The organism is Agrobacterium sp. 10T429 (assembly GCF_056393925.1).
Genome location: NZ_JBFTGV010000007.1, coordinates 87,990 through 107,566, shown reverse-complemented (window position 1 = coordinate 107,566; position 19,577 = coordinate 87,990). Strand labels below are relative to the sequence as shown.

Annotated in this window: 13 protein-coding genes; 7 read left to right on the top strand and 6 right to left on the bottom strand. The window is 57.6% G+C overall.

Annotated features, from left to right (window positions below):
• The first annotated feature begins 432 nt into the window (after nucleotides 1-432).
• Nucleotides 433-4,716: a CheR family methyltransferase gene (locus tag AC1DCP_RS16900; protein WP_041694613.1), complete on the top strand. Its 4,284-nt coding sequence runs from the start codon at nucleotides 433-435 to the stop codon at nucleotides 4,714-4,716.
• Between the two features lie 33 nt (nucleotides 4,717-4,749).
• Here AC1DCP_RS16900 and AC1DCP_RS16895 read toward each other — a convergent pair whose 3' ends face one another.
• The 3 genes from AC1DCP_RS16895 to AC1DCP_RS16885 all read right to left on the bottom strand — a co-directional run bounded on the left by AC1DCP_RS16895 (nucleotide 4,750) and on the right by AC1DCP_RS16885 (nucleotide 8,672).
• Entirely contained in the window at nucleotides 4,750-5,709 is a 960-nt protein-coding gene (locus tag AC1DCP_RS16895) for a glycosyltransferase family A protein (protein ID WP_060642735.1), read from the bottom strand.
• The gene (locus AC1DCP_RS16890) at nucleotides 5,706-7,217 is read right to left on the bottom strand and encodes an oligosaccharide flippase family protein (RefSeq protein ID WP_060642736.1); all 1,512 of its coding nucleotides are present in this window, start codon (nucleotides 7,215-7,217) and stop codon (nucleotides 5,706-5,708) included. Before AC1DCP_RS16890 ends, AC1DCP_RS16895 begins: the two co-directional genes overlap by 4 nt.
• Before the next feature lie 222 nt (nucleotides 7,218-7,439).
• Nucleotides 7,440-8,672 carry a polysaccharide pyruvyl transferase family protein gene (locus tag AC1DCP_RS16885; RefSeq protein ID WP_060642737.1) on the bottom strand — a complete coding sequence of 411 codons (1,233 nt, stop codon included), beginning with the start codon at nucleotides 8,670-8,672 and terminating at the stop codon, nucleotides 7,440-7,442.
• Nucleotides 8,673-8,942: 270 nt separating this feature from the next.
• Between AC1DCP_RS16885 and AC1DCP_RS16880 the strand changes: the two genes are divergently transcribed.
• From AC1DCP_RS16880 to AC1DCP_RS16855, 6 genes are all read left to right on the top strand, one after another.
• A complete protein-coding gene (locus AC1DCP_RS16880; RefSeq protein ID WP_060642738.1) occupies nucleotides 8,943-10,142 on the top strand; it encodes a glycosyltransferase family 4 protein in 1,200 nt (399 codons plus the stop codon).
• Nucleotides 10,143-10,206: 64 nt separating this feature from the next.
• Complete coding sequence (locus AC1DCP_RS16875) at nucleotides 10,207-11,466, top strand: glycoside hydrolase family 140 protein (RefSeq protein ID WP_476774486.1); 1,260 nt, start codon at nucleotides 10,207-10,209, stop codon at nucleotides 11,464-11,466.
• Nucleotides 11,467-11,720: 254 nt separating this feature from the next.
• On the top strand, nucleotides 11,721-12,866 hold the full coding sequence (locus tag AC1DCP_RS16870; protein ID WP_060642740.1) for an MraY family glycosyltransferase: 1,146 nt from the start codon (nucleotides 11,721-11,723) through the stop codon (nucleotides 12,864-12,866).
• A 142-nt stretch (nucleotides 12,867-13,008) separates the two neighbouring features.
• Nucleotides 13,009-13,575 (top strand): YdcF family protein, encoded by a 567-nt coding sequence (locus tag AC1DCP_RS16865; RefSeq protein ID WP_236773617.1) that lies wholly within the window; start codon nucleotides 13,009-13,011, stop codon nucleotides 13,573-13,575.
• Nucleotides 13,572-14,849 (top strand): hypothetical protein, encoded by a 1,278-nt coding sequence (locus tag AC1DCP_RS16860; protein WP_162694331.1) that lies wholly within the window; start codon nucleotides 13,572-13,574, stop codon nucleotides 14,847-14,849. The genes AC1DCP_RS16865 and AC1DCP_RS16860 overlap by 4 nt, the downstream gene beginning before the upstream one ends.
• Nucleotides 14,850-14,852: 3 nt before the next feature.
• Nucleotides 14,853-15,461 carry an LbetaH domain-containing protein gene (locus AC1DCP_RS16855; protein ID WP_174003081.1) on the top strand — a complete coding sequence of 203 codons (609 nt, stop codon included), beginning with the start codon at nucleotides 14,853-14,855 and terminating at the stop codon, nucleotides 15,459-15,461.
• Here the strand turns inward: AC1DCP_RS16855 and AC1DCP_RS16850 are convergent.
• Genes AC1DCP_RS16850 through AC1DCP_RS16840 form a run of 3 tightly spaced genes read right to left on the bottom strand, consistent with a single transcriptional unit; the run spans nucleotide 15,425 to nucleotide 19,130 of the window.
• On the bottom strand, nucleotides 15,425-16,600 hold the full coding sequence (locus AC1DCP_RS16850; protein WP_174003078.1) for a glycosyltransferase: 1,176 nt from the start codon (nucleotides 16,598-16,600) through the stop codon (nucleotides 15,425-15,427). The two genes, AC1DCP_RS16855 and AC1DCP_RS16850, sit on opposite strands and share 37 nt — an antisense overlap.
• On the bottom strand, nucleotides 16,597-17,880 hold the full coding sequence (locus AC1DCP_RS16845; RefSeq protein WP_112391058.1) for a glycosyltransferase family 4 protein: 1,284 nt from the start codon (nucleotides 17,878-17,880) through the stop codon (nucleotides 16,597-16,599). The genes AC1DCP_RS16850 and AC1DCP_RS16845 overlap by 4 nt, the downstream gene beginning before the upstream one ends.
• Nucleotides 17,877-19,130: a glycosyltransferase family 4 protein gene (locus AC1DCP_RS16840; RefSeq protein WP_174003101.1), complete on the bottom strand. Its 1,254-nt coding sequence runs from the start codon at nucleotides 19,128-19,130 to the stop codon at nucleotides 17,877-17,879. Before AC1DCP_RS16840 ends, AC1DCP_RS16845 begins: the two co-directional genes overlap by 4 nt.
• Nucleotides 19,131-19,577: the final 447 nt, after the last annotated feature.

Sequence of the window (19,577 nt, the reverse complement as noted above, 5' to 3'; positions counted from 1 at the left end):
TGGAATTTCGATCACACCAACGTCATTCTTCGCGGGCCGCGTCTAATTATATTGGATGAATTATAATATTTGCTGGATTGATTTATCATCAACCTTTGTTGCTCTTGTTTTTGATGTCGGCAACCTATGCGTGTTAATCGCATTTTCAAATTGCGCCTCAAGACAATTCGACACACTGTACCCCGTATATAACGGGGCGTGGTGAATATTTATCACTGACGAATGATCTCAAGGCCGTGTTGGCCGTTTTCAAGACTTCGTTGACCCTCCACCCCCTGACGCTTCGTAAGGGTCGATTTCTGTTTGGAATGCGCGTCAATTTTAACGAGAGTGAATATGACGGAACGCGGCGCGGATAGTAACAAGGTTCCCTCTACTTTCGAGGTAGACACCGGTCCGATGTCCGGGTCACAGGAAGCAAGTCCCGTTAGGATGTTCCCGATTGTCGGCGTCGGAGCTTCATCGGGTGGACTGAATGCGTTCAGATCCCTGCTCAAGGCGTTGCCTGAAAAAACCGGCTGTGCGTTTCTTCTCGTTCAGCATCTTGACCGGTCGCATGAAAGCATGCTCGCAGAACTTCTGGCGAGCGAAACGAATATGGTCGTGACCGAGGCTGTCAATCTTGCATTGATAGAGCCCGAGCACGTCTACGTCATTCCACCAAAATTCCTGATGTCGGTTGACGAAGGAAGGATATATCTGTCGCCCCGGCGTGAACTGCATGAGGCACCTCTGCCGTTTGATTTTCTCTTGGGTTCTATGGCCAAAGAATTCGGGCCGTGGGCGATAGCAGCTGTCCTGTCCGGCACGGGGTCAGATGGCTCATCCGGCGTCCAGCAGATCAGGGATTTCAAGGGACTTGTTCTAGTCCAGGAGCCTCAAGACGCACAGTTTGGCGGCATGCCCGAAAGTGTTATTTCGCTGGGCATTGGCGCTACGGTTTTACCGGTCGAAAAGATGCCTGCGGCCATCGCCAAACATATTGCGCTGTTGTCGCGGCTTCGAGCCGATCACTCGATGGTGCGCCGAATGCCCCAGCTGGGCCGGATTATCGAGATATTGAGGGTTTCCACAGCGAATGATTTTTCGGCCTATAAACATGGAACGATGCAGCGCCGTGTCGAAAAACGCATTGCGGTTCTCGGTATCGAGATCGAGGAGATTGACCGATATCTTGAGATGCTCGAAAACAGCGAAGAAGAGCGGCAAAATCTCGTCAGGGATCTTCTGATCAACGTCACCAGCTTCTTCCGCGACGGGAAGGTGTTCGACTTTCTACGCGACACCATTATTCCGGATATTCTCCACGCAAAAGCGGCTCACGGAGCAGTGCGGGTCTGGGTCGCTGGATGCAGCACGGGGGAAGAAGCATATTCTCTGGCTATTCTCTTCCTCGAGCTCATTCAGTCCATGGGCCTTCGTCTCCAGTTTCAGATGTTTGCCTCGGACGCCGATGGCGAGGCGGTCGCAATTGCCAGAGACGGACACTACTCACATGAGGCGACCAAATCGCTGCCGACGGACTTGCTGGAAAAATATTTCGTAAGGGATGACAACGGATACACCGTGACGACGCAACTGCGTGGGGCGGTGGTATTCACCGTGCAGAATGTCCTGAGCGACCCACCGTTCTCACGGATCGATCTGATTTCATGCCGCAACTTGTTGATTTACCTTGAAGCGGACGCCCAAGCCAAGGTTTTGTCGCTTTTCAGGTTCGCCTTGCGGGAGAACGGCATTTTACTGGTCGGAAAATCCGAAACCGTTGGCGGAATGGATGACCGTTTCAAGCTGATTTCGGAAACCGAACGGGTATATCGGCGTATCGGGCCGCCGGTTTTCGGTGATCTTAATTTCGGCGTGGCTCCGGGTGGAAATGTCAGAATTCCCTCTTCGCTGGGAAAGGTGACTTCAGCGTCGAGGCACAGTGCGCTTGCCGACGCGGTTGCCCAGGTTCTGCTGGGTAGCTACGTGCCCGCCGCGATCCTCGTCAATCGAAAGTATGAATATCTTTACTCCATAGGCCCGACAGCAAGGTTCCTGCGGATCGCTTCAGGCCCGGCATCGCATGATCTGTTCGCCATGACACCGAAGGCGATCCATAATAAGATCAGGTCTGCGATCCATCGTGCGACCCGGGATCAGAAGCCATTCGTAGCCAAGAATGCAAAACTCGACAGCAACGGCGCGCATATCGAGTTCAGCATTCACGTCGAACCGCTGTTCAGTCAGGGTGAAGAGCTGTTCCTCATATGTTTCGTGGAAGATGCTGCGCAGGCCAACAGGGTTGTCCGATCGCAGAAATCATCGACGACAGATGCGTCGCCCATTACCGAGCTGGAATTCGAACTGGAGGAGACACGGGCGGAATTGCAGGGCGCCATACGCAATCTGGAAATTGCCAGCGAAGAACAGAAGCAGATCACCGCCGAAGCACTGTCTCTGAATGAAGAGTATCAGTCGACGAATGAGGAACTCGTTACTTCGAAAGAGGAGCTGCAATCCCTCAATGAAGAGCTGACAGCCCTCAACAATCAATTGCACGAAGCACTGGAGCGTCAGCGTGCAGTTTCCAACGATCTGCAAAACGTCTTGTACAGCACCGATGTCCCGACGCTCTTTCTGGATGCCAGTCTTCGTATAAGGTTTTTTACACCAGCCACCCGGTCAGTATTCAAGATTATATCGTCCGATGTCGGCCGCCCCCTCTCGGACCTTAGCGGCTTTGACGGCGACATTACGCTTCAAGTCGATGCGATGGCGACCCTCCAGGACGGCAATACAATCGACAGGGAGATAGGAGGACCTGACGGCCGCTGGTATGTCCGCCGCGTCAAACCCTATCGCGGAGAGAGCGAAACCGTCGACGGGGTCGTTATCACATTCATCGATATGAGCGCCCAGAAACAGGTTGCGGAAAGCAGGGAGGCTGCAAAGAAATCCGCCGAGCGGGCGACTGAGGCAAAGTCGCAGTTCCTGTCTGCGGCAAGCCACGATCTGCGTCAGCCGCTGCAAACCTTGAAGCTGTTGCAGGGGCTTTTGGAAAAGAGCGTGGGCGAAGGCCAGGCGCGCACCTTCGTTCAGAGGATGGAGGAGACGCTGTCCTCGATGTTGGGAATACTCAACTCCGTTCTCGACATCAACCAGATCGAAGCGGGTATGGTGGAACCTCAGATCGTGAGCTTTGCAATAGGCGATCTTCTGGGAAGGCTCTTCAAGGAATTTTACTATCCCGCTCAGGCCGCCGGGCTGCAACTCCATGTCGTGCCGTCCAGCCTCGCCGTTCGCACCGATCCGCGTCTGTTCGAGCAGATCGTCCGCAACCTTCTGTCCAATGCGCTGAAATATACGACGAGCGGCAAAATTCTGGTCGGTTGTCGCCGGCGCGGTACGAAGGTTCGTTTCGAAGTGTGGGACACTGGCATCGGCATTCCCGAAAACCATATCGAGGATGTTTTTCAGGAATACCTCCAGCTCGATGCGCCTGCTGGAACGGAAGACCGTGGTTTGGGGCTGGGATTGTCGATCGTCAAGCGGCTCAGCGAGCTTCTCGAACTAAGGGTAGTGGTGCAGTCACGACTGCATAAAGGTTCGGCATTCATGATCGAGATCGATCACGCACCGGCCGGTGAGCCGCTTGTACCACTTCCTGCGCCAGTGGATGACCATTCGAACCAAGCGGCTACCCTGTCGCGGGCGTCGGTTCTGATCGTCGAAGACGAAAACGGCATGCGTGATTTGCTCAAGATGGGACTTGAGCAGACTGGATATGTGGTGGCTGCGACCTCTACGGCTGCCGAGGCGCTCGCGATTGTTCGAGGATTGCAGTTCACGCCCGACGTCATTCTCGCAGACTACAATCTCCCTACCGGGGGGAATGGCATAGCTGCGATAGGAGATATCCGGCAAGCACTCCGCCGAAATGTTCCGGCGCTCATTCTCACAGGCGATATTTCAAGCAAGGCCCTGAGGGCTTTTGCACAGCACGAAATTCCGTATCTGCACAAGCCGGCGAAACTCAAGGACGTCGTGCAGGTCGTCGAGACCCTGGTTGTTCGCCAAACCGACGAGAGGGTAGTGCACATAAGCGAACCCGAATACATGAGGCCGATGACGGGTCGGCTCATCGAAGTCATCGACGACCAGCAGGACATCAGGGACAATTTGCGCGCTCTTTTCGAAGGAGAAGGCTGGACGGTTGCAACCTATGTATCGGCAGAAGAGTATCTTGCAGATTACCAGCCGGACAGATCAGGTTGTCTGCTTGTCGATGCGTATCTGCCGGGCATGGTCGGCATGGAGTTGCTGCGTTTACTGAAAGAAAAACATCATCGGTTTCCGGTGATTGTGATCACGGGTCGTAGCGATGTCCGTATGGCAATCAATGCGATGCGATATGGAGCGGCCGATTTCATCGAGAAGCCGTTTTCTTACCAGGAGATATATCGGAGCGTGCAATCGGCCCTCGAGCGATCGCGTGATGCAAACGAGCGCGAAGAGCGGCGTGAAACGGCTCGTGCCACGCTGGCAACGCTTACTCGCAAGCAACGCCAGATCCTTGACCGGATTGTTCAGGGGCAGGCCAACAAGGTTATTGCAGCTGATTTGAAGCTTAGTCAGCGCACTGTCGAGAACCATCGCGCATCAATCATGCGCCGAACGAAATCCGCTTCGTTGCCGGCGCTGTTGCGGCTTGTCCTGAATGCCGAAGAATAGGCCGTCATCATCGAAAATTTGGCCGGTCTATCGCTATCGGCGGGCGATCGCTGCGCGAATGCGATGTAATGCATCAGGTCGGCGCACAAGATAACTCACCGGTGGCAGAAATGCTGAAGCGGGTCTCAGGCGGAAAGCCTGTGCGAGAAGGGCACCCGCGCCGGGCCGGCGCCGGACCAGATTGGAAAGCGCGCACCAATAGGCGCGGTCGCTCAGGCTCGCGCGACCGCGCCTTAGCAGTGTTTGGGCATCGGCAAGCAAAGCCCCTTCATTGCCAAAGAAGCTTTCGAGCGCGGCTTCGATTTCGGTATTCCAGGCAAGCACGTTATCAAGGATGGCGGATTGGTTCGCACCGTGGATACGGGTGAAATTCTGCACGGCATCAAGTTCGACGATATCGCCCAGTACCGCGAGCCGCATCCACATCTCGACATCGTCGGTATGGCGCAGTGCTGGCCGATAATGACCGGCATGTTGTTGAATGTGCGTCCTGGTAACGGCGAGTGGGCCCGGCACCGGGCTGCGTCCCGTCACGCAGATTCTGACGATGAAGTCCATGCCGCGATGAAGGTGCATGCCATCGGCATCGCTGCGAAATCCTGATGGTATATCGGCATCGTCACGGAAGAAGGCGGTGCGGCCGAACACCATATTCGCGCCGGGGTGGTTGTCGAGCGCCTCCATTGCGCGCGTGAGTGCTCCAGGCGACAGGACATCGTCGGCGCAGATGATGGCGAAATAGTCCGCCCGAGCCCAATCGATGCCTTCGTTGAAAGACGCGTGACCGCCGAGGTTCCTTGGGCGCAGGCTCGTTTCGATACGGGGATTTGCTGCCGCGAGAGACCGGGCGATCGCGACACTGTCGTCTGTGGAGGCGTTGTCTATGATGAGGATACGCATGTCCGGGATGTTCTGGCCAAGGACGCTTTCTACGCATCCCTCCAGAAAGCGACCGTAATTGTAGTTGGGGATGACGATATCGATGCTGCTCATGGTTCCACCGCTGCGGGAACGACGGTGTCGGGAATGGAAGCCGACGCAGGAGGTTTTCCGACCCTGCGCAGACGCCCGGCAAAAGCATCGAGCGTCGAACGTATTTCGCTGACGAGTGGATGACGCAGAAGAAACAGGCAAACGGCCCAGCCTGTCACCGAAAGGAGGACGGCGCCGCCAGCCTGGGCGAGGGAGTAATCGAAGCGGAATCCCGTCCAGGCAGATATGGCGAGCGGCCCCACAATCGCGGCAAGGGTCACGGCGGCACTCGGGCCGATGGCTGCGAACAGTTCGGGTAATTTGAAGTGCGCATGGCGTCTGACGAGATAGAAGGCGACGAGCATCTGGAAGGGCAGCGTGACGAACTGGCTCAGCGCTACCGCGGTGAGGCCGAAGAAGCTGGCAGAGCAGAGCACAATTGCCGAGACGCTGCGGCAGACGAAATTGCCCAGAAAAGCCTCCCGGTTGGCGTTGAGAGCGATCAGCAGCGGCGTTGTCAAAACCATGGGAAACCAGAAGATCGACGCAAGCGCGAGAATCCGGGTGATCGGTACGGCGGCGAGCCACTGGTCTCCAAGTGCAAGGCGCACGATGGGATCGGCGAGAATGGCCACCATGATCAGCGACGGCCAATACAGCACGGTGATGTAACTGAGGGCGCGCAGGTAGGACCTGCGGACGTCTCCACCTTCGCGAACTTCGGCGGCGAGCGCCGGGAAGGCGAAGGAAAAGATTGCCGAGAGGAAAATGCGATCGGGAATGGAGCAAACGGTATTGGCGCGATTGTAGATCGCGACCGCTGTCGGTGTCATGGCAAAGCCGAGCACCAGTTGCGGCAGGGACTCGTATAATTTGTCAACGATGGTTGCAGCGCCCCTGTAACGGCCGAATTCGGCCATACGGCGCCACGACTTGAGCGAAAGGCGTGCTGTACGCTGGGCCGGATCGGCATAGGCTGCAAGGGCGCTGGCAACGCTGTTGCCGACGAGCAGGCCGAGCGCGAAGCTGACGAAGCCCCATCCATTGCTGGCAGCGAAGATCGTCACGGTAGCCATAGCCACGAGGCCGATGGTTCGGACGCGTGCGATGGTGCCGAATGCCAGCCGGCGACGCAGCATGGAAAATGCCGGCATGCCCAGGCTTTCGGCCATGACGGCGGCAATTGCGAGGATAAGATAATGCTGGAGACCGGGCTGGTGGTAGAAAATCGCCAGATAGGGTCCGCATAGATAGAGAACGATCCCGAGAATGCCGCTGACGAGGAGCAAGAGTGTAAGCGACGTGTTGATGTCATCGCGTTCAACGACATCGAGCTGAATGAGAAAATCGGACGAAACGAATTCGCGAAAGGCGAATATCACCGATGTCACCCCGTAGCCGATGACGGCAAAGCCAACTTCCGCCGGCGACAATAGTCTCGATACGATCGCGATCAGAGCGAGATTGATCGCAATTCCGAGGTGCTGTTCCAGCATGGCCATGAAAAAGGCGCGGCGGACTTTGTGCATCGAGGGCTCCGACAGCGTCGCCGATAATCGACGGTAGCGTCAAATCTAGAGTGGGGACTTGGATCTTGGAAATCTGACCGTTGGGATGGCAGCCGGATCCGTAGGTGTAGGCCGTTTGGAGAATGTCCGTTGAAGGGCGTGCGACATTGTGCGGACTACTCCCGTCGAGTGGTGAAGAGCCTCGGTATTACGTCGAAAGCATTAGGCTGCGGGACACCTTTGCTAAGGCGTAACGCTCTGCGGCGTTGCGACGGCATCAGTTGAGAGAAATTCCCGGCCGAGTAGCGCCTCTTGCTCGGAAAGCTGGCGCTTGAAGCGATCATTGGCGTGGTCGATCCGCTGTCTTACCGCCCCGGCTCCAGCGAGTATCTCCTTCACCAGCTCGATAACTTCCTCGACTTCGAACGTGTCGATGTGTCGGGCAAATTTCTCCTGGTCGAAATCGTTCATCAAATCATCGAACTTTCTGGCATAACCTATTGATATCGTCGGATTTCCGAGCTTCAGGGAACAGACAACTCCATGATATCTCGACACCACCGCAAGGTCGATTGCTGCCATCTGCTGCATGATATCGCGCAGCGTTGCGGCCGCGCTGATGTCGATCTGCGCCAACTCGTCCTCGGAGAGCATGTCCGTCAGCAGAAACATCAGATCCGCGCAGGCGACCCTGTCCGTAATGTCTCCCATCAAAAGGGTGATGCGATGGCCTTCACCGATCAACCAGCTCACGAGCCGTGAGAGCTTGTGGATGTAGGTCTTGTAAATCCTGGCGGCCTCGGGATCGTTGTGACGCCAGCCGCGATAGTCCATGACGCCGACGCCTATTCTCATTACGCCGTCGGCGGGGCTCTGCCGGTGGGGCACAGGAATAGGAAGATCAAAGGCGATATCGGGGTAACGGTGGTCTCGCGACACGTCGACACCGATCGTTTTCATGTAGTTGAGCGAGAAATCGTCCCGGTAGGATCGATAGGAGGCCATCTGTGCGGCAGAGCGCAGGAACCAGCGGCTGAGACGGCTTTTCATCGGGCCAGCGCCGATGCTGACGAAGGCGATCCGTGTGTTGCGAAGGCGTGCAACGAGACACCAGCAAAACACGACAAAGGGCCAGCCGAACCACTTTTCCTGAAAATCATCGAGGATGCCGGTCCCCGGTATGATCATCAGGTCAGCCTTGTCGAAACTAAAGAGGGAACTGACCAATAGCATGAGCCGTGAAGGCACCTTGCCGAGCAGCTTGTCCAGGTGCCTCATCCATGCATTTGTCAGGGGAGGCCCCCCAACACCCATCGCACGAATATTGAACTTCGCACTTACGACTGTCGGACTTGCACAGATACACAACAGATCGGCATCGGGCCTCATCCTGCGCAGATAAAGGAGCATGGCTTCCAGCGATCCGTCATTGCCCGAATTGCCAGAGCCAAATTGTCCAAGGAGAGTGATCCTCATTTATTTTCCAATCGCAGCCCGGCGCCGACACGCTCGATATGGCATTGATATCCGCTGGAGCAGTCCGACCCCACACCGACATTCGGGTTGCGTCTTACGCCAAACGAATAGTCTGACTGACGCAAACCTCTCAAAGGAAGATACAGCTAAGCCTAAGATGCAACTGACTGTCATCCCGTGGCTTTTTAGTATGTCGCCTTAGCAGCCACTCGAACCATCCGCCGTCGATCCGTTGCGGCATGGTTGTGGATGCAAGAGCGAGAGTGTCCCATGAAGCTTGCCTATTTTGTTCTTCCCCATATCGGCGGCACCTATTCCGTCTTCAAACATCTTCGCAAAGGTCTCGCTGCCTATGGCATAGACGTGCGATGGCTCGGCGTGTGCAAGGAAACATACGGGCTGCCTTTCGATCTCCAGGGTGAGAAGGCTTTCGGTCAATTGCTGCGGATGCCCGTCAATCTCAGCGAACGCGAATGCGCAGGGCGAATGGCGACTGCCATCGAAGACGGAGGGTTCGACGGTGTGATCGTCAACGTTCTAGGCGATCAGTTGCAGACAAATATCGCGCGCTATTTGCCAGAAGGTATCCTGCGTATTCTCGTCGTCCATAATATCTCGCCTGGAACATACGCGGCTGCGCGCTCGGTCCGGGACTATGCCCATGTCACGATCGGCGTATCGGAGCGGTGCCGCGCCGACCTTGTCGCGCGCAACGGCTTTTCGAAGGAGCGTACCTACGCAATCCCGAATGCGGTGGACAGCGATGCGTTCCGGAGCCAGGCGGTTCGGCGCTTCAACCGAGGGCCGGAACTCAAGGTTCTCTTCGTCGGCCGCATTGAAGATGCATCGAAAGGCGTGATGTGGCTGCGGGAGATACTGGATGCCTCGCCCGAGGCCGTGCGCCTGACGATCGTCGGAGATGGGCCGGATATGGGCAAGCTCAGGCGACGGCTAGACGGCCATGGCCATCGCGTCAGTTACGCAGGATCCGTTCAGCTTTCAGACATACCGGTCATCATGGCCAGTCACGATGTTCTCATCATGCCGTCCCGCTTCGAGGGGCTTGGCATGACGATGATCGAGGCAATGGCCGGCGGCTGCGTCCCGGTCGTGTCTCATATCCGCGGCGTGACGGACACGATTGTCGAGCCGGGCCGAAACGGCTTCCTGTTCCCGATCGGCAATTATACGGCAGCGGCCAATGCGATCGCGCGCTTGCATGCCGATCGCGACCTTCTCGAGCGGATGTCGATCGCGGGAAAGGAAATGGTCCTGAACCGCTTCAGCATCGAACGGATGGCCGCACGCTACAACGAAGTCATCACTATGACACTGAACGACCGTCCTGGCCTGTCAACAGTGCTCAGGATGGAGGACTGGTCTATTCCCGCCGGTTTGAGGCCGGGCCTTCGAACCTATCTGCCGTTGCCCTTGAAAAACTGGCTTCGCGTCGTTCGTGAACGGCTCTGAAGCGATGATCGGCGATCAGCGGCGACTTGGACATCTGTGTGGCGTCTTCTTTTTTTGGCTATGCATGTTTTCGACCTGCAACGCCCAGGATACCGTTTTTCMGCTGCAGACGTCGAAGGACGGGCGTTATCTTGAAGACAGCAAGGGTCTGCCGTTCCTGATTGTCGGCGACAGTGCGTGGTCGCTCATTGGTGATACCTCTATTCCCGATGCGGAATTTTATCTGGAAACCCGAAAGCGGCAGGGCTTCAACACCGTGCTTGTATCGTTGATCGAGCATCAGTTCTCCCGCAAGGCGCCGGCGAACTTCTACAACGAGAAACCTTTCGCAGGCGATGCATTCGAGCAACCAAACGAGGCCTATTTCGACAGGGCAGAAGCCGTCATAAAGGCAGCCGCCAGCCACAACCTGCTGGTGCTTCTCTGTCCGGCCTATAGCGGCGCACGCGGTGGCCCCGAAGGATGGTATCAGGAAATGGTCGCGGCCGGGCCAGAAAAGCTGCGGGCTTATGGACGCTATGTCGGGCAGCGTTTTGCGAAGTACCCCAACATCATCTGGGTGCAGGGCGGGGATTACGATCCGCCCGATCGCAATCTGGTCATGGCTGTTGCAATGGGGATCGCTGAAACTGATCTTTCGGCATTGCAGACCGTGCATGGCAATCCCGATACCGTGACGAGCGATTTTTGGCGGGGCGCTTCCTGGCTCGATATCGATTCAGTTTATACTTACAGCAATGTCGCGGCGGAGGTGCTGGATCGTTACCGATCTGGACCAAGACGCCCTTTTTTCCTCATCGAAGGCGCATATGAAGGCGAGAACGATGTGAAGGAGCGTCAGGTTCGTCTTATCGCCTATGGTGCGCTGCTTTCAGGCGCGAGCGGTCAGCTCTTCGGCAACAATCCGGTCTGGCATTTTTCCGCCGCCGGGCTTTATGAAGCGAAGGACAGCTGGCAAGGTTCGCTGAACAGCCGTGGTGCTCAAAGCATCACCCATCTGGCCTCGCTTTTCAGACAACTGGCATGGTGGAAGCTCGTACCCGATCAGGGAAGCTTGCTGAAAAGCGATGCGGGCGCATTCGCGGCGCGCGACAGGGAAGGGTTTTTCGCCGTGATCTATCTCGACACTCCTTCCGTTGCGATCGATCTCGACAGTTTGGCGGCAGGCGAGAAAACCCTTCGCTGGTATGATCCCTCGAATGGAATTTACATCGAACCGATCGAGCGTCTTGGCCGCAGCGGCCTTCGTAACGTGACGGTGCCGGAATCGGCGAATGCTTTCGGCTTTCAGGACTGGATCGCCGTTCTCTCCACACAGGAATGATCACTTGCAAGATGCCGCACGCTGCCGAGTCGTTCATTTGTGGTCGCTCGCCGTCAAGGTCTCAAACCTAGCTCTTTCGATAGTCGATCCGGTTCGGGGGTGGGTAGGGTAGCCGTTAATTTCGACACCCTCTCCCTTTGGTGGATTTCACACGCCTTTTGCCCGCATACCCCTCAGGGCCGGTGTTTTTTAGGATCGTCTGGAGGCGAGTATCGTTGCAAATGCGCCGCCAAGCTTCAGTGTGGGGATCAGACATGTCGGGGATACTCTTCAACACCATTGCCACTTTCGTTCTGTGCGTATCCCTCATCGTCGTTCTCAGGCGCCTGACCATTGTGTTTCAGCTTGTGGATCGCCCCGATTCAATCCGCAAACGCCACACGGGAGCCGTTCCTCTTTGCGGTGGCATCGCGATCTTTGCCGCTTTCGCTGTTTCCGCATTCGTCGGTGGGTGGAGCGAGGCTCTCGGCATGAACTTCTGGCTCGGGCTGGCGGTCATTCTACTAATGGGCGTTGTCGATGATCGCCGGCCGCTACCCGCAGCAGGACGCCTTCTCATGCAACTAGCAATGGCGATCGCTCTCGTAGGCGGCGCCGATATCGGCTCTCTCTCCATCGGCGTGCTGTTCACGCAGCATTCCGAGCTGTTCCTGCCGCTATTTTTCGTCATCGGAGTTCTCTTCGTGACCGGGCTGGTGAATTCGTGGAACATGCTTGATGGCGTCGACGGGCTTGCAGGTGGCACTGCGGGTGTCGCGTTGATCTGGCTGATGATCGTGGCGATCTTCGCAGGTGTCGGCGACATTATCGCGCCGCTTCAGGCACTCTGCGTATGCCTCTGCGCTTTTCTGGTCTTCAACATGCGCGGTCCATGGCGCGCACGGGCGAGCATATTCCTCGGCGATGCGGGCAGTACCGCACTGGGTGCGACGATTGCCTATGTAATCGTCCTGCTGGCGACCACAAGCGCTGCGGTATCCTTTCCGGCATTGCTCTGGATCGTGATCCTGCCGATCACCGATACGCTCAGCCTGATCGTCCGTCGTATCATGCACGGTCGCAGTCCAATGTCGGCCGATCGCTGGCACTTTCATCATCTGCTGCTGGACTATGGTTTCGCGCCGGCGGCGGCAACGAACACGCTGGTCGTCATTTCCTTCATTTGCGGCGGCATCGGTTTTGCCGGAATAAAAGCCGGTGTTCCGGCGGAGATGATGGCCGCCGGCCTTCTCGTGCCGATTGCCCTTCACACCGCGTTCGTCCTTACCGCGACGGGCTACCTCTCGAAAACCTGGCTTCACAGGGGTAATTTCGATCTCTACCGCGAGGTGGCGCGTCTACCGGTCGCCGCAAGCGCCGCGCCGGAGCCAAGAGCCATTCAATCGGCGAATGAAGAGTAATCGCCTCATGAAAGCGCCGTGGCCCGGACCGCGAATTCCCTCGACACCGGTTTCAAAAGGACGGCTTTCGCGTTCGCGCATTTCCCAGAACATCCGAAACGCTCCGCCATTGAAACGGAACGCAATTTTACTGGGCTTGATGATGCTGACTGCAATCGGGCTCTACGGACTTGCCCTCGTCTCAGCGGGGTCGCTCCTTGTAGTGGAGGACCCGCCTGCGCAAGCCGACGTCATCGTAGTTCTGGGCGGGGACGGTCCTCCTCGAGCTGCCCAGGCCGCAAAACTATGGCACGAGGGAAGGGCGCCGCTCGTTCTGGTGACTGGCTATGGGGATTGCGACTTCATCCGCGACATGCTGGTGCGGCTGGGGGTGGATTCCGCAGTCGTCTCAACGGAATGTCTTTCGCTCAGCACCTGGGAAAACGCGACATTCGCACAGCCTATACTGACTGGAATGGGGGCAAAAAGTGCCATTCTGGTCACGAGCTGGTTTCATTCACGACGCGCAGTAAAGCGCTTCCGGTTTGTGATGCCTCAAATCGAGTGGATTTCCCTTCCTGCGCAACGAACCGTGCCACTGTGGCGGCTTGCCATCAACGGCGACGGGGTGCAGGTGTTCAAGGAGTACGCCAAAGCGCTCCTCTACGACCTCAGAAGCAGTTTCGTGCGGGATATGCCGCCGGTTCAGGCGGGGCTTGCTTCATCATGAACACGCTTCTGGTCTTTTGCCTCTTCGCTGGTGTCGTCCTGCTCCTCTTCTGGGGAATGATGCGTCGGGAGCGAATTTACGAATTCCCGTTTCTGACGGGCGTCATCACGTTCAGTTTCATCTTGCCGCAGGTTCCTGGCCTCTCGTCTGAAAACTTCCTGCCGGAAGGCGCGTTCACCCGAGCCGCAGTGTTCATGATGCTGTGCCTTTTCATGTGCTGGTGGGGATGGAAAAGAACGGCAAAACCCTTTGCATTCTTCCGTATCGATTTCGACGAAACACGTCTGCTGATCGTCGCAGCCGTTCTCTCGGTCGCCGGCGCCTACTTCTATTTCAAGCTTAGCCGTTTGCCGGGAGAGTTGACCATTGCGGTGCAGATGACCGGAGTTCCGGTCATGTACATCTTCTTTTCGCGGTTGTTGAGTTATGGTCTGGCCATTGCGGTGCTTTGCCTTGCACGGCGATTCTCCTGGCTGGCGCTGGCCGTCCTTGCGTTCGATCTCGTCTTTTACCTGGATCGCATCGTGATAACCGGAAAGCGCGCCGAAGCGGTGGAACTCATCATGATGTTCGCGCTGGCATGGTGGTTTTACAAGGGATGGGCGATCCCGCGCATCTTCGTGATCATTGCGCTTTTCCTCGGCACACTGTCGATGAACAGCATGGGCGACTACCGCGCCATCACCAAGGCCAACGACGCTCCCGTGTGGGATGACATCAAGAGGATAGATGTCATCGGCAATCTTGAGAAAGTGTTCCGGGACGGCGGCGACGAGATGCGCAACGCGATCATGCGGATCGACAACACCGCAAACACCTTGCAATTCGACTACGGCAAGTTCCACTGGAACAGGCTGGTGTTCAACTTCGTGCCCGCGCAACTCGTGGGCGTGGAGGTCAAGCAATCCTTCATGTTGCCGGTGCCGGTTCAATCGCGCGACTACAATCCTGTCCTCGGCACGACCGAGACCGGAATGGCGGATGCGTTCGGATCCTTCTGGTATCTGGGGGCGTTCAAATTTTTCCTGCTCGCCTATCTGGTGCGCCGGATCTGGGTGACCGCAAACACGGGCGAGTTCGCTGCGCAATTCACCTATCTTTTGTCGATCATACCGTCCATGCACGCCATATCGCATCAGACCGACTGGGTTCTCATGGTCTGGGTGCATATGCTGATGTTTGCAGCGCCGGCGCTGGCATTTGCCGTCATACCCGCGCGCGTGCAGCAGAGTCGGTACGCGATACCATATTTGACGTCTCAAGCAGGAGGATAGGCGATGCGCTCACGATACGACGATCCTGCCTTCCAGCATGCAACGACGACCCTGCCGCGTTTCGGAGGTCCGACCTTTGCACTGCATTTGCGGCTGAAACGACTGGTCTGGATGATCGTCTGGCGGCTTCTTGCCGGCTGGACGCCACCGCCGATGCGCCGCTGGCGCAATTTTCTCCTGCGCAGTTTCGGCGCGCGCCTGCATGACACCGCAATGGTGCATTCCAAGGCGATCGTGTGGTGGCCGGGGCACCTCGTCATGGAGCGTCATTCATCTCTTGGACCTGGGGTGATCTGCTACAACGTCGACATGATCACCATCGGCCAATATGCCTCTGTCTCGCAACGTGCCCATCTGTGCACCGGGTCGCATGATGTTCAGGATAGCGCGTTTCCCCTCGTGACGCGGCCGGTGTTGATCGAGGAGGACGCCTGGGTTGCGGCGGAAGCCTTCGTCGGTCCCGGTGTCGTCGTCGGCAAGGGGGCCGTGCTCGGTGCGCGAGCCGTCACCGCGAAGTCATTGGAGCCCTGGACGATCTATGTCGGCAATCCGGCAAGGCCAGTCGGCTCGCGTCGTCAGGAAGCGGCGGCCTCCAACGCGCTCAGCCGATAACCCTCCAGGGTGGCATGGGCGATGGCCGGCCAGGTGAATTTCTCCAGCACAAGTCGACGACCGTTTTCACCCATCGTTCTCGCTTTGGCGGGGTTGCTGAGCACGCTTGCCAGGCCCTTGGCAACCTCGGCCGCGTCAACCGCGACGATAACCCCGGCATCGGCAGATCCGACTTCGGGAAAGTGACACTGGTCGGTGATCACCACAGGCGTGCCGCAGGCGAGCGCTTCGGTGATCGCCATGCTGAAACCCTCCTGTCGGCTTGGCAGGCAGAAGCAGTCGGCATCGACCATGGCTTCGAGCTTTGCTTCGCCGTAAATGGCCCCGACCATAAAGACCCGGTTCCGGATGTTCAGTTTTTTGACCAGGTGCATAAAATGGCCCTCTGCTCCACCGGGTGGACCTGCGACGACGAGATCAACGTCGACATAGGTGTCAGAGATAGCCGCAAAGGCCGAGGCGAGAATGTCGACACCTTTTTTGATGTGCAGGCGTGACAGGAACAGAATGTAACGCCTGCCGTGCGCCAGGGCGATTTTCTGCTTGAAATGTCCCCGGGCCGGCAGGGGATCGAATTCCTCGGCAAAAACACCGTTCGGTATGATCAGATTTCGTGCCTGGAAATTCAGCGGCTCGACAGCTGCCATTTCATCGACGTTCAACAGGTGCAGGAACGCAGCCTCGTTCAGCATCTTGCGGTAGCACAGCATCAGGGCGATCTTCTTTTTCCACGATCGCTGGCCAAGGCTCCAATGGTCCAGCATGCCGGCCGGGCAGATGCAGTAGGGTACGCCAGCGGCGCGGGCGAGCTTGGAAGCATAGAGCAGAAAAGGCTCCCATACCCCGTGAATATGCATGAAGGATGCATCTTTCAGCACGTCTTTCAGCACTCGCCGGCCTTTAAAGCAGAACAGCGTCTCCAGCCTGCCGGACGGCTGCAGGAGATGCCAGTGGATACTCTCGAAATGCGGTATGCTGCGACCGATTTCCGTGACCTGTGCCTCGATTGCGGCGTCGCCATAGCTGACGATATTCACATCGAGGCCGAGGCCGGCCTGTGCAGCGGCAAGGCGCATGGCAACGGCCTGCAAGCCGCCATGTTTGGGATCAATCGAAGCGATGACGTGGATGATCTTCATATCTCGTAGTTCCCCAGGTACCGCGCATCGTCCGTCATGCAAAGAGTTGGCGAGCGCGACAGATGCGGGCCGGACAGGGCCGCAAGAAGCCGCTTGCCATAGGATTCCACGGTATGTTCGGCTGCGCGAAGGAGTGCATTGGCAGACATGATCCGCCTCAGCTCGGGATTGTCGGCAAGCGCACGCACCGCGGTCGCGATAGCTTCCGGATCGCAGACGGGAACGATGAAACCTTCGATGCCATCGCGAACGACGCTGCCGGTGTTTTCGGTCGTTATAACCGGCAGGCCCGCTGCCAGCGCTTCATAGACGGCGGTTGCGGAGCCTTCGCAGAGCGACGGCAGCAGGAAGACATCCGCCCACCGAAACTCCTCGGCGATCTGCGAGCGCGGAACGATACCTCTCAGCTCGACCCATTGCGAAATCTGCTGCTTGACATCATCGGGTACGCGAACGCGACCCGCCATCCGGAAGCGGGCGGCGCCGTCCATCAATCTGGCAGCTTCCACGACATAGGGCGATCCCTTGCGCAGCCCGACTTCGCCCACGGTCAGGACCCTGATTGGCCCCGGCATGCGTGCCGGTCTGTCGATGGCAGCCGTGGAATTGACCCCATAGGGAACGACGACACACCGGTCTTCCGGGCCACCGCATGCTACGACGTGCTTGCGGACAAATTCCGACGGGCAGACGATGACATCTGCAAGGCGCCACTCCGCTTTCTCCCGATCGGCAAACAGACGCGCATGCGGATTATCCCGCACCGGGCCGGCCCATGCGGGAAACCGCATCATCTCCTGGTCCAGAAGCGTTTCGACGACATCGCGTGGCGCGATCATCTGCTCGACTGCGGTCCAAAGGCCCTGCTGTTTTGCCGCCCGCATCTGTTCGAGGGCGTCGCCGCTGAAGGCGTAGAGACCAGCTGCGCCATGGAAGCCGCGCCGGGCCACCATTTCGGAGAAAATCGACCCGGCCCAGATCGCGTGAGAGGTTTCCTCCACAACGTCTTTCGTTCGCATGTGGCGCAGCACGGAACGGAGGCCAAAGCTGGAAAACACCGTCGTTAGCGCTGTCGGCACGCCTTTTGGCAGCCGACCGGCCAGCCGTTTGACAGGTGCGGGATAAAGGGTTGCCGGAAACGAATTGACGATCCGGGGCCAGCCTTTCGTGGCGCATATATCGGTGTAAAAATGCGCAAGGCGGCCAGCGGATGCAAATATTCTCGGTACGGCATAATGCATGCGGGCGCCGAGCTGGCTGACGACGACTTTGTCTTTCATGACGAGATACCTTGAGCGATAGGGGGACTGGAAGGCTCGACAGTCTGCAGCCCGGCGATCAGCACTGCCCAGGCATCTGCCGCCTTTTCTCGGGAATAGTCGGCACAAAGCAGCCGCCGTGCCGCATCCCCCATTGCTGTCGTGGTATCCGGGTCGTCGCAGAGCTTTTCGATGGTGCTGGAGAGCTTATCGATCTCTCCGATTTCGACGTTGCTGCCGCATCCCTTGGCTCTGAGAACGCGCGGCACCTCTCCATCAGGGTCGCCAACGAAGATCGTCGGCCTCCCGGCCGCGAGGATGCCATAGAATTTGCTTGGAATGATGCAGTGTTCCAGTTCCGGCAGCAGCGAGACCAGATGCACATCAGCAACGCTCAGACTTTCAGCAAGTTTCTCAACGGGCTGCAGCGGCTTGAAGATGACGTTTTGAAGACCGAGATCCTGCACGACAGTCTTCACAGCCGCGTGCTGGTGTCCGCCGCCAATGAGAAGGAACCGGATATCCTGCCGGTGCTCGAGACCTTTCGCCGCTGCCAGCATAGTGCCGAACTCATGCGCCCGCCCGAAGTTTCCTGAATAGCCGACGACAAACACATCCTGCAGTCCCCACGCCTTCCGCAGGCTGTTATCTTGGGGTAGGACAGGATAGATTTCCTCCCCATCCGACCAGTGATGCAGGACGCTGACGCGATCCTTTGCAAGCCCTTGCGTGAAGAGGAATTCTGCCATCTTGTCGGTAGGGCAGACAACCATGCCGGGGGATCGCAGAGACCAGTTGCGCGCCTGCGTCAGCCATGGCGCAAGCCACCGTGCACGTTTCCTGAAAAATCCAAGCTCGATTGCGGTCTCGGGAAAAAGATCCATGATCCAGTTCACCATGAGTGCGCCCTTTAGGCGGATCGCGATGCTGCTCATGACGGAGAGGAGCGGAGGATCGGTGCAGACAACGACCGTATCCGTCGCCCGAACGTTGCGCAGAAGCCAGGCGAATGCCAGCACCTGAAAAAGAAGATAATCAATGCTCCGGCGCGTGAGGCTGTGGCGGCCGAAGCGGCCGCTTGCGAGCCGTCGGATCTGTACACCCCGAACCGTTTCGGTTGCGGGCAACACGCTTCCGGGATGATTGTGTATTTCGCGACTTGCAACGACAGTCACGTTCATTCCGCGCTGCGCCATTGAAACGGCGAGCGATGATATCATCCGGCTTGTTGCCGACTGGTCGGGGAAACCGTATCTGTTCAGGAAGATCATCCTCACGCTTTTTTCTCCCGCCAAATGTCCGGTCTGAAGGAGCATTCTTGGCGACGTGAAAACAGGCGGCAAGCTGGTCGTAAGGACTAGTGGGCGCATGATACGGAGTGGCTGGTACTCCGAAGTTGGCGCCGTACTATCCTTTTGGTAGCTGAAACGCAGATGAAGCCCTTATGGGTTATGAAATCCATGATGCCCCGGGCCAATCAATGGCAGGGACGGGCCGATGTGGATCGCGAGCTGACTGCGCGCCGTCCCGAGGCGCAACCGCACGCGACGCTGTGTGGCCTCGAACCGAAGTCCTGTCTTAAGATATGGATTTAACACCGAGTCCGACCGAGCTCCCCGCCGATGTCCAGGAGAGTGGTGCCTCAATGGCGGTTCCAGGTTGTGCCCAGGGTCGGGCAGAAATCCTGCTTCCCGGGCCGAATATCGGCGTGGCTGGAG